The organism is Gracilimonas sp. (assembly GCF_035704785.1).
Lineage (GTDB): Bacteria > Bacteroidota > Rhodothermia > Balneolales > Balneolaceae > Gracilimonas.
In genome coordinates this window covers 1-9,697 of sequence record NZ_DASSWP010000089.1, presented here as the reverse complement: position 1 = coordinate 9,697, position 9,697 = coordinate 1, and the positions used below count along the sequence as shown (strand labels likewise).

The window sequence follows — 9,697 nt, the reverse complement described above, 5'->3', positions numbered from 1 at the left end:
GGAGCTACAGGATATCGTTGAACAAGAAATAAAGAGGAGGAATAAATGATTGCTTATTTCTTCTACTCGTCTATAAGTTTGGCACTTTTGCTATTCGTGTACCGGATTCTTCTTGAGAAGGAAAAGCGATTTATCTTTAACCGGATATTTCTTCTCTGGAGTCTTGTTTTCTCATTCATTATTCCGATGATCCCAGTGGGGCTGGCACCGTTAGAGATTCCGTGGTCTGCACTTTTCTCTTCCGGGGAAACAGTATCTGCCTCAAGCTATCAAAACTTAGAAAACTTGAGGTTGCCCTCAGAAGTTCAGACAATGGCAGTAGAAAATAATTCTGCCGCAATTTCGAGCGAGACGCTCTTTATAATCGTTTTTCTCCTCTACGTTTCGATATCAGTTCTGCTGCTTATCAGGTTAATGCAGATCATTCATAGAATTCAGTTAAAGATCAGAAGAAATTCAAAACGGTTCACGCAAGATTGTAGACTAGTACTGTTAAAGGAAAAAGTGATGCCACATACGTTTCTCAATACCGTTTTCCTCAACAAAAAACAGTTCGAAAGTGGACAAATTTCTGAAGAGGTGCTCAATCACGAGTTTACTCACGTTCGGCAGAAACATTCGCTGGACATTCTCTTTGTGGAGTTTTTAAAAGCAATCTTTTGGTTCAACCCTCTGCTCTATCTCTACAGAAACGCTATTGCACTCAATCACGAATACCTTGCTGATGAGGCCGTACTATCTAAAGGCACTATCATAAAAGATTATCAACGCATGCTGCTCAAAACAATGGAGGGAAATACCATACACAGTTTGGCAAGCAGCTTCAATTTTTCATCAACCAAACGGAGATTACAAATGATGACTCAATCCAAAACAAAAGTGAAGTTTCAGGTAAAACTTGCGATGCTGGTGCCACTCTTTGCAGGGCTGTCGCTGATGCTGGGATGTGAACCGACATCGAATGAAATTTTACCGGATATTGAATCAGCCGATGAAATTAGCATTGAAATTCTGGAAGACAATGCACTGATCGTGAATAAAAACCGGATGACGTTAGATGAATTGGAGAGTCTTTTGTCAGAAATGCCAGAAAGTCCCGGGGTGGTCAGGATGGAAGTCAGTCCTGATGCCGAATTTGGAGTTGTAACGGATGTTCAAAGCATCCTGCGAAAACATGAGGCATTTAGGATTAATTACTCTTCCAAAAAAAGTAATGATAGCAGTGTCCTGATATTACCACCCGCTGCAACTGCACCTGAGGCTCCGGTAGAAGCTCGAAATCTGATGCAGATTTTGATGAACGATCAGGGAAAGCTCCTAATGAATCTAGAACCGGCAACATTGAATGAGGTAAGAGAAAATATTAAACAGTTTGTGGGTAACAGCAGCGCAGATCCTCGCGAGGCCATTGTTGTTATTAAAACTTTACCTGAGACACCATATGATCAGTATCTTGAATTGTTGCAAGAAATTAAAGCAGCATATAGTGAACTAAGAGATGAGGCTGCTCAAAATCAATTTGGCATTGCTTTTTCAAAGCTTGAAGAGAATAGTTCAGAAAGAGAGATAATCCGGCAAATGTATCCCGGTAAACTATCTGTCGTACCGCCGGACAAAAATTGATGCCAGCTAATGATTTATTTTTCAAATGTAGAACAAGAAATTAAAAAGATACAATAATGATCGCTTATTTAGTTGAATCGACCCTTATTCTGCTCCTGTTGCTGGGAGCTTATAAACTTCTTCTGGAAGGAGAAAAAGCCTATCAATTCAATCGGTTTTTCCTGATCGGTGCGTTGATCTTTGGGCTGACTGCTCCCTTGGTAAGTGTTGATATCAATATCTTTAATTCCGTGCCACGAGTGGAGTATGAAAGTTTTCAACCTTTGGTTGCCGAAAATGAGTTGCCGGTAATGCAAACTGAGTCAAGTGATAGTTCTACAGATACCGACCTTACCTCAACTGCTAATGCCGAACAAAGTGAAAAGCCGGTTGCAGCCGAGATCAAAAATGAAAACACCATATCCTTATCGGATATTTTGATGGGGCTTTATTTCCTGGGTTTGGGTTTTTGGGGATTACGATTAGGCATTGGACTTCGAACTCTCTTTTCTTCTTTATCAGATTACGAGACCACAGTGTATAAAGGCACGAAGATCTTTCTTACCGACCATTCAATTTCTCCATTTACTGTTTTTTCCCGGATCTTCATCAGTAAAGAAGATTTTGAAACAGGTGAGATCTCTGAAACCATCCTTGAGTACGAATTAACCCACGCACGTCAGCTCCACACGCTGGATGTACTTTTTATTGAGGTGCTGAAGATCGTGTTTTGGTTCAACCCAGTATTCTATTTCTACAAATCAGCCATTCAGCTCAATCATGAATTCATTGCTGATGATAACGTCATATCTAACTCCAAAGACGTTGGGGGATATCAGAAACTCATACTGAAAATGGTAAGCCGTTCATCCGGGTTAAGCTTCAGCAGCAGCTTTAATTATCCATCCACCAAAAAGCGATTCAAAATGATGATCAAGAATACTTCTCCTCTTCGGTCCTTTTCCAAAAGAATGTTGTTGCTTCCAATACTCATGGCCACAACATTAATGTTCTGTACAAATAAAAATGAGAATGATTATTCGCGTAAGATTACCGACAATAATGATGCATTGTACTCAACTGTTGATTTATACTTCGACAATGACCGGGCGGAAGAATTAGGCCTCTTAAAAGATGGGCCGATGATTAAGTTTGATAAATCAGGAACTCCCTTTACCGGAACCCAGCAATACAGATATGTGGTAAATGACAGCCTGTTCAGTGAAACGATTTATGTAGATGGAATTACCACAAGCACCACTGCCTACCATAAAGATGGAAGTTTAATGGGGAAATATGAGTTCGGTTATGTAGAAGATAAATTTTGGGCCACTAAACATTACAATGAAGATGGGTTATTGATTGAAGAATGGCAAACTCCAGAATCAGAAGACAGTCTTGGCTATATCAAACAGTGGCACCAGAATGGTCAGCTTAAATTTGAAATGACTTATAAAAAGGGAATGAAATATCATGGTTTGATGACGCTGTATGATGAAGAGGGTGAGATTATTGAACAGGAACGATATGAGGATGGAAAATTGGTAGAGAAAATTAAGTAAAGAAAAACCTTCGAGCGGCTTCAAGACCTCGAAGTCTGCACCCGTAACACTTAAAGGCCCTGCGGACGTTTCAAGATTACTGTTTTGCAATTCACTTATAGATCAAAAATTTCCGCATAAAAAAAGCCCCTTCCGCTAAGAAGAGGCTTCACTTCAACATTCAATGTTGAATATTCTCTATTCGATATTCAATTCAGGTCTTTCGTCATGAAATACCATTTGGGATCGCCGTACTCGAAATCCTGCTTTTCATATAATCGTTGGGCCGGATTGTCTTCCCGAACTTCCAGGGTAACTTTAGAGCAGCCCATTTCACGTGCTTCTTTCTCGATGGTTTCCAGCATCATGGTTCCAATTCCCATGCCGCGGGCATCGGGATGTACCGCTACATCGTGAATTTTGAACACTTTGCTTGCCGTGAAGGTCGAAAAACCCACAAAACAGGTTACAATACCCAAGGCCTTTTCGCCGGCGTAGGCGATGTAGGTCATGGTAGTGGGTACTTTCTTCATCTCTGCGATCATATCAACGCGGACTTCTTCGTCCAGCGCCTGATCCTGCCCCATAGGATCTCTCGCAAAGAGGTCGACTATCTTAACAATATCTGAGGCGTGTTTAGGATTATTTAAATCGGCTTTTAAAATCTTGACATCAGTAGCGACGTCTGCTTGTGCAATCACTCTTTCTTGATTTGAATTAGTCTTGATGTAATTAGGGCTATAAGTTAAGAATATTAAGCGAGGGCTTAAAGTTTATAATCCTTTTCTAACTTTTCTTAGCATTATGTTAACATCAGCTAAATTATTTTGTTCCAAGACTTAACTAACAATCAAAAAAATCGTGCCGACACAAAGCGCCGGCACGAGAAAAAACTTACCTTTAAGCCGGATTTAGGAGTTTGCCGGCTCGATCACTTCATTACTTTGAAGTTCTTCAGCCACAGCCTGCACTTCATCCAGAACCCGAAGCAGGTTTCCACTCCAAAGCATTTCGATCTCTTCCTCGGTATAGCCGCGTTTCACCAGCTCATGGGTCACGTTGAAGGTTTCTGAAGCATCCATCCAATTATAAACACCGCCACCACCGTCAAAATCAGAACTGATTCCCACATGCTCAATGCCGATCAGATCTACCATATAATCGATATGATCCACAAAATCAGCCACACTTACGGGAGGTGTGTTCACATTAACTTCTGATTCAATTCTCACTTCAGCATTATCCTGAACGGTGTTGTACATGTCCATGTATTCATCACGTTCTTCGGCGCTCATCTCACGGATTTCGTTCCAGCCCACCAATTCTAATCCTAATTTTCCGGCTTCTTCTTCCAGAACTGCGCGCGAAGCTTCCTGCCAGGCCGCATGCTTTTCACCATCTATATAGCCCCTAAAAGCAACGGTTTGAACCACTCCGCCCGTTTCTTTCAGCTTCAGTAATTCTTCATTACTCAGGTTTCGGCTATGGTCATACATGGCACGTGCAGCTGAATGAGAAGCAATGACCGGAGCTTTTGACAACTCCATCGTTTCCATATTGGTTGTTTTGGCAGGGTGTGAAATATCGATCATAATTCCAACTCGATTCATTTCTGCTATTGCTTCACGTCCAAGATCACTTAAACCACCGTGCAACCATTCGTCATCTTCTTCTCCGGTGTTGGAATCACCAAACTGACTGTGACCGTTATGAGTAAGTGACATATACCGTGCTCCACGGTTGTAAAACTCCTCAATACGGGAAAGGTCTTCTCCCACGGGATAGGCATTTTCAACTCCGATCATAGCTACTTTTTTACCTTCCGCTACAATACGACGCACTTCTTCAGAAGTGGTTGCCAGCTCAATTTGGTCGGGTGCAATTTCTTCGGTTAATCGGTGAATAGCCTCAAACTTGCTGATCGCGTTTTCATAGGCATCTGCATAGCCCTCTTCACTAAGAGTGTCCTGCCCGGTATAAACGATCAGCCAGGCCACATCCAGGCCGCCTTCATTCATTTTCACGAGGTCGACTTGCGTATCCAGTCGCTGTGTGTAATTCGTTTCCTCGGTAAAATTATTCACGTTTATATCGACGTGTGTATCCAGCGTGATCACACGCTCATGAATATCCAGGGCTTTGTCAAAAATTTCCTGCTCACCCGGGGCACATCCCACAAGCAAAGCTAAAGACAGTAACGAAGAGAGAAGAAGTGATTTCATAATGTATAGTAGATCTTGTTAATGATTAGGCCTTTAATCTATATGAATTTCAGCAAAGTTGTGCGTCTTTTAGGAACGTAAACACCCTACATACCATTACTTTAATACATATTAACATAACAGGATCCATTATGACCTTAATGAATATTTTAGCTTATATCACCATTGGATTAGTCATCGGATGGCTCAGTCGAATCATTACTAAAGAGCGAGGTGTTACTATGTTACCAAGTCTCGCATTTGGTGTTTTGGGTGCCGTAGCCGGAACAGCGATCGTGCATATTTTAGGATTAGCTGGAGCCGCTTTCTATGCAGCGGTAGGAGCAGTTGGAATATTATTTACCGTGAATGTCTTTCGCCAGAAGAAGCCAATATTCACAGAAACTAAAACAGATAAACCTTTAAAATGAAGTAAATTTGTTTGAGAATAAGGGGAACAAAGTTTAGAGTTTTGAATAAGGATTAATGAGAAAACAAAAACTCTAAATTAGTTTATGAATGACTGTTAAAGACCGTAGAGTCCATCTCTTCCTGCAATTATTTTTTCTCGCTATCGGATTATATCTATTCGTGAAGCTCGCCTTTTCTATTCAAAGTGGTCAATTTTCGGGGAATCTATTTGAGTTTCAGCAAAGTGACTTGCCCGCCCTTTCTATTGCCGTATCTATTATTGCAGGTTTCGCCTCAATTGTAAGCAGCTTTTCTCTTTGGACCAGAGCAACTTGGGCCTACGGTTTCACGCTGTTCACTTCCGGTTTTTTGTTTAGCTATCATCTCCTGGGTTTAGGACCGGCCATTCAGCAGAATTCATATGAGATCATTCCCATTGTTATAGTATTGATCGTCATTCTCCAGAGCTTCCCCTTTTTGTTGCGAAGATCTTACCGTAGCGTGTAACTCGATTCCTTCTTATACCTTGAAGCTGGTTTGAATAAGATCTCCCCAAAAGACATTGGTTGTCTGCTCAATTTAAACAATACGAATACACATCAGGCTGACAATTACAATTCCGGGCTTTTTTGCATTTCCAAAACTACGAACTGACTGCTTAAACAGAAGGACCCAGTGTTGATTTGTTGTAGGGTTTGAACCGTTGCCCACTCCGGTACTGCCTTGCCGGATTACCTCTCACACTGAAAGCCTCTGTAACTTATGTAACAATGTTTTTGGTAATTGTAATGCATTTTTTTGCAATTAATCGAATCTTTTAAATCAGTTAAAGACGGAGTCGTAAAAAGGCAAAAAGAAATTTATAAATCAGCTTATTGTTATCAAGGACTCTTTGGAATAAGACTCAAAAATTTAAGTTAAGAGAGAAATTTTACAGCTACTAACGCAGACGTATTTTACTAAATACTGTGCAAAGAAATAGCTGATTATCATCAGGAGAGATCTGTAGTTATGCCATTTAAAATCCTTGTAGCCAGTTTTCTATTTCTTGTAAATTCGTATGCATTTGCACAGAAGAAACCAGTCACAGGCACTTCAAAAGACAGTACGAATGTTACTTATCATTTGGTAATGGACGATCTGAATGTGACACCACGTGATATAATTCCACAATCAATAAACAGGAACAGAATAACACTTGCCCATGGCAATCCGGCTCATAAACTCATCGCTGAAAGTGAATTGACTACAACTATACCCGGTGTAACAGCTAATCTTGAACGGGACCTGCCGGGTCTTATTACCTTTTACATGGCAAATGGCATTCCAATTCTTACCAAGCAAACACAAAATCATGCCCTTACACCCTCAATACCTTACAGTGGTATTGATCTTGCACTATCTGAACCGACTGCCGCCCTGAGTGGTCCGGATGCTGTTATAACACTCAGGCCCACATATAAAACTATAAAAAATATTACTCTCAACCCTCTCCACCTGGGTGCAAGTTTAGCGGGGGGAGAAAACAAAAAATTCTCAGCAGCACTTGTTGCCGAACATACATCACCAATATTGCTGGAAGATTACATTGAAGAACTTGATGCATATGCCCAAACTACTTCAGGACTTGTCGCTACAAGGTTTAAAACCCAACGAACAAAACTGGAAGTAATGGGACAATTTTTATCTAGTAATAATGAATTTGAAGAGCTGTTTGATGTTAAACTTTTTCAGAATACTTCCCGGATGTACGCCGGGTTTGCTACAGCAACACAGGATATCGGGCCGTTCACTCTTGAAGCAGGCTATGGACAACAACACGCAAATGTCCGCACTAAAAAAGATGAGGTTTATAAAGAGCTGCACGGTGGCAAGGAAAAATTACTTGTACACAGTTATAAATTCGGGGTGAATGGAAACAGAACATCACTTGCCGTTCTGTATCACGACATGGAACGTACACTCTTAGATACAACTACGAGGTTTCTTGATACTCAAATAATACTAACACGCAAACAACCACTGGCTGATAATTTTTATGTTACAGTTAACGGGCGGACAGATCACCACGACAATCAAATTTCCCCCTCTGCAAGTGTTCAGTTTTTGTACTCACCAACGAATAATTTCATGCTCACGGTAAATGCTGCTCACCTGTATGATCCCATAATCAGCAAGGGCATGAGCGGAAATTTTCGCGATGCTACAAACTTTACAAAACCAATTACCACACAGTATGCTTCAATACATTCCGGTTATTCAACAAAAAAATGGCAAATTACGAGTGATGTAAAAGTACAAAGTGTGGCACTGTCTTGGTATGATCAGCCTGCTGAAATCAGAGGAGCTGTATTTGGCAGTTCGGTGCAACGCACCTTCTGGTGGGAGCACCGGGCACTCACACTCCGTATGAGTACAAGAGTGCGTTTGATGAAGCTTGATGTGAATGACCAGATTCAGCAAATGCCCGGCCCGACACCATTTATGGGTGGTTTCAGGGCAGAATATGCAACTGACGGATATGGATTAATGGTGGATACTCAGATATACAGTTCGCGCACACAGTCGCTGGAAGACCAGGTGTACGCCGATCTTGGGGGGCTTCTGTTGCTAAACTTTGGGCTGACAAAGCGTTTTGGCCCGGTAAATATGGGGCTCAGTATTGGTAATAGTTTAGGATTATTCAGGGAAAATAAACTTGTGGCATATCAGCTGCGCACAAGCGACACCGAAAGCGAAATCGATTACATTGTGGCACCATTCGTCCCTGGAGTTAGTGTAGGGATTGATCTCTAAAAAAAATCAGTCCTGAATCTTATGTAAACGCGGTGAAAATTATAACGATGGTGATCAAACGACTTGATACAAGACTTGGTTGAATTGCTGAAGTTTCGTTCACGATCTTATTCTCCAGGGTTTCTGCTCTTTGTTGCGAAGATCTTACTGCAGCGTAACACGCTTCCTTCTTTTACGTTGAAGCTGATATGGATAAGATCTCCCAAAAAGATATCGATTGGCTACTCAACTTAAACAAAACGGATGCACTTCAGGGCTCGGAACCATCTGCTGCAAAAAAGAAGTGGCTACAGGTTTTATTTTGGGCATTACTGATTGGGGGACTTGGAATTTTACCCTTCTTCATTCTCATAAGAACATCCATTTTTCTGAATCTTTCTTTTGGGTGGAATGGCTGGCTGGCTTTAAGCGGAGGAATTTTTGCTACGGTTATGTTGCTCCTGCTCTATGTGCTTTTTCTTTTCAGGAGAACCTCAAATAAAAAATTACTTCTCAAATTCAGTCTGGCAGGACTTGGTACACTCGTATTCGCTTTCTGTTTTTACGGGGTGATGTACCTCTCCTCAGTAAATGCCAAAAGCGATGAGGTGAGGCAGGTATATCGCTCCATGCACCCCATCCTCAGGGTAGCCATAGCCACCACAACTTTAGCTGATGGTGACCTTGTGATAACCGATATTCAAAGAGCTCCCGCAGATTATGCCGCAATGGGAATCCCTTTAAATGAACGATCCCTTCATTTTACCCAGTCTTCAGGCTACGTACACGCCATAGACCTCAGAACCATCGGGCATAATGAAGTTCGAAATTTTCTACTTCGTTCTTCCTTCAAAATCATGGGGTTTAAGACTATCCGGCATATTGGAACGGCTGATCATCTTCACGTTGCCCTTCCACCTTCGTATTAAACACGGCTTTTCCTTGTATCTGTGTAAGATAATTACGACCATCAGTCACGCTTAAAACTAGAAAGGAGAAAAGGAATATGTCCACCTATAAATTCTATGAACAGGTAAATATTAACTTTGATAAAGCAGCCAAGTACACCCGATTCGACAAAGGTATACTTGCACAGATCAAGATGTGCAACACGGTCTATCATGTAGCTTTTCCAATCCAGAGGGATAATGGAGACATTGAGGTGGT

General features: G+C 41.4%; 8 protein-coding genes. 6 read left to right on the top strand and 2 right to left on the bottom strand.

Translation table 11 applies throughout. The features are described from left to right. The first annotated feature begins 507 nt into the window (after positions 1–507). On the top strand, positions 508–1,623 hold the full coding sequence (locus VFM80_RS05105) for a M56 family metallopeptidase (RefSeq protein ID WP_395070218.1): 1,116 nt from the start codon (positions 508–510) through the stop codon (positions 1,621–1,623). Between the two features lie 56 nt (positions 1,624–1,679). Further along, positions 1,680–3,164: a M56 family metallopeptidase gene (locus VFM80_RS05100; RefSeq protein ID WP_395070216.1), complete on the top strand. Its 1,485-nt coding sequence runs from the start codon at positions 1,680–1,682 to the stop codon at positions 3,162–3,164. Between the two features lie 188 nt (positions 3,165–3,352). Here the strand turns inward: VFM80_RS05100 and VFM80_RS05095 are convergent, their stop codons facing one another. Together VFM80_RS05095 and VFM80_RS05090 are read right to left on the bottom strand one after the other, a co-directional pair. Beyond that, positions 3,353–3,844 carry a GNAT family N-acetyltransferase gene (locus VFM80_RS05095; RefSeq protein WP_395070214.1) on the bottom strand — a complete coding sequence of 164 codons (492 nt, stop codon included), beginning with the start codon at positions 3,842–3,844 and terminating at the stop codon, positions 3,353–3,355. Positions 3,845–4,054: 210 nt separating this feature from the next. After that, a complete protein-coding gene (locus tag VFM80_RS05090) occupies positions 4,055–5,365 on the bottom strand; it encodes a dipeptidase (protein WP_395070212.1) in 1,311 nt (436 codons plus the stop codon). A gap of 131 nt (positions 5,366–5,496) precedes the next feature. On the opposite strand from VFM80_RS05090, the gene VFM80_RS05085 reads away from it, so the two are divergent. From VFM80_RS05085 to VFM80_RS05070, 4 genes are all read left to right on the top strand, one after another. Continuing rightward, positions 5,497–5,775 carry a GlsB/YeaQ/YmgE family stress response membrane protein gene (locus VFM80_RS05085; protein ID WP_395070210.1) on the top strand — a complete coding sequence of 93 codons (279 nt, stop codon included), beginning with the start codon at positions 5,497–5,499 and terminating at the stop codon, positions 5,773–5,775. An 88-nt stretch (positions 5,776–5,863) separates the two neighbouring features. Further along, a complete protein-coding gene (locus VFM80_RS05080; RefSeq protein WP_395070208.1) occupies positions 5,864–6,262 on the top strand; it encodes a hypothetical protein in 399 nt (132 codons plus the stop codon). A gap of 504 nt (positions 6,263–6,766) precedes the next feature. Further along, a complete protein-coding gene (locus VFM80_RS05075; RefSeq protein WP_395070206.1) occupies positions 6,767–8,551 on the top strand; it encodes a hypothetical protein in 1,785 nt (594 codons plus the stop codon). A 188-nt stretch (positions 8,552–8,739) separates the two neighbouring features. Beyond that, complete coding sequence (locus VFM80_RS05070) at positions 8,740–9,459, top strand: hypothetical protein (protein WP_395070204.1); 720 nt, start codon at positions 8,740–8,742, stop codon at positions 9,457–9,459. The last annotated feature ends 238 nt before the right edge of the window (positions 9,460–9,697 follow it).

What these genes read in the sequence shown, in the direction of transcription:
- VFM80_RS05105 (WP_395070218.1), top strand. Translation starts at nt 508, where the DNA reads ATGCCACATACGTTTCTCAATACCGTTTTCCTCAACAAAAAACAGTTC.
- VFM80_RS05100 (WP_395070216.1), top strand. Translation starts at nt 1,680, where the DNA reads ATGATCGCTTATTTAGTTGAATCGACCCTTATTCTGCTCCTGTTGCTG.
- VFM80_RS05090 (WP_395070212.1), bottom strand. Translation starts at nt 5,365, where the DNA reads ATGAAATCACTTCTTCTCTCTTCGTTACTGTCTTTAGCTTTGCTTGTG.
- VFM80_RS05085 (WP_395070210.1), top strand. Translation starts at nt 5,497, where the DNA reads ATGACCTTAATGAATATTTTAGCTTATATCACCATTGGATTAGTCATC.
- VFM80_RS05080 (WP_395070208.1), top strand. Translation starts at nt 5,864, where the DNA reads ATGACTGTTAAAGACCGTAGAGTCCATCTCTTCCTGCAATTATTTTTT.
- VFM80_RS05075 (WP_395070206.1), top strand. Translation starts at nt 6,767, where the DNA reads ATGCCATTTAAAATCCTTGTAGCCAGTTTTCTATTTCTTGTAAATTCG.
- VFM80_RS05070 (WP_395070204.1), top strand. Translation starts at nt 8,740, where the DNA reads ATGGATAAGATCTCCCAAAAAGATATCGATTGGCTACTCAACTTAAAC.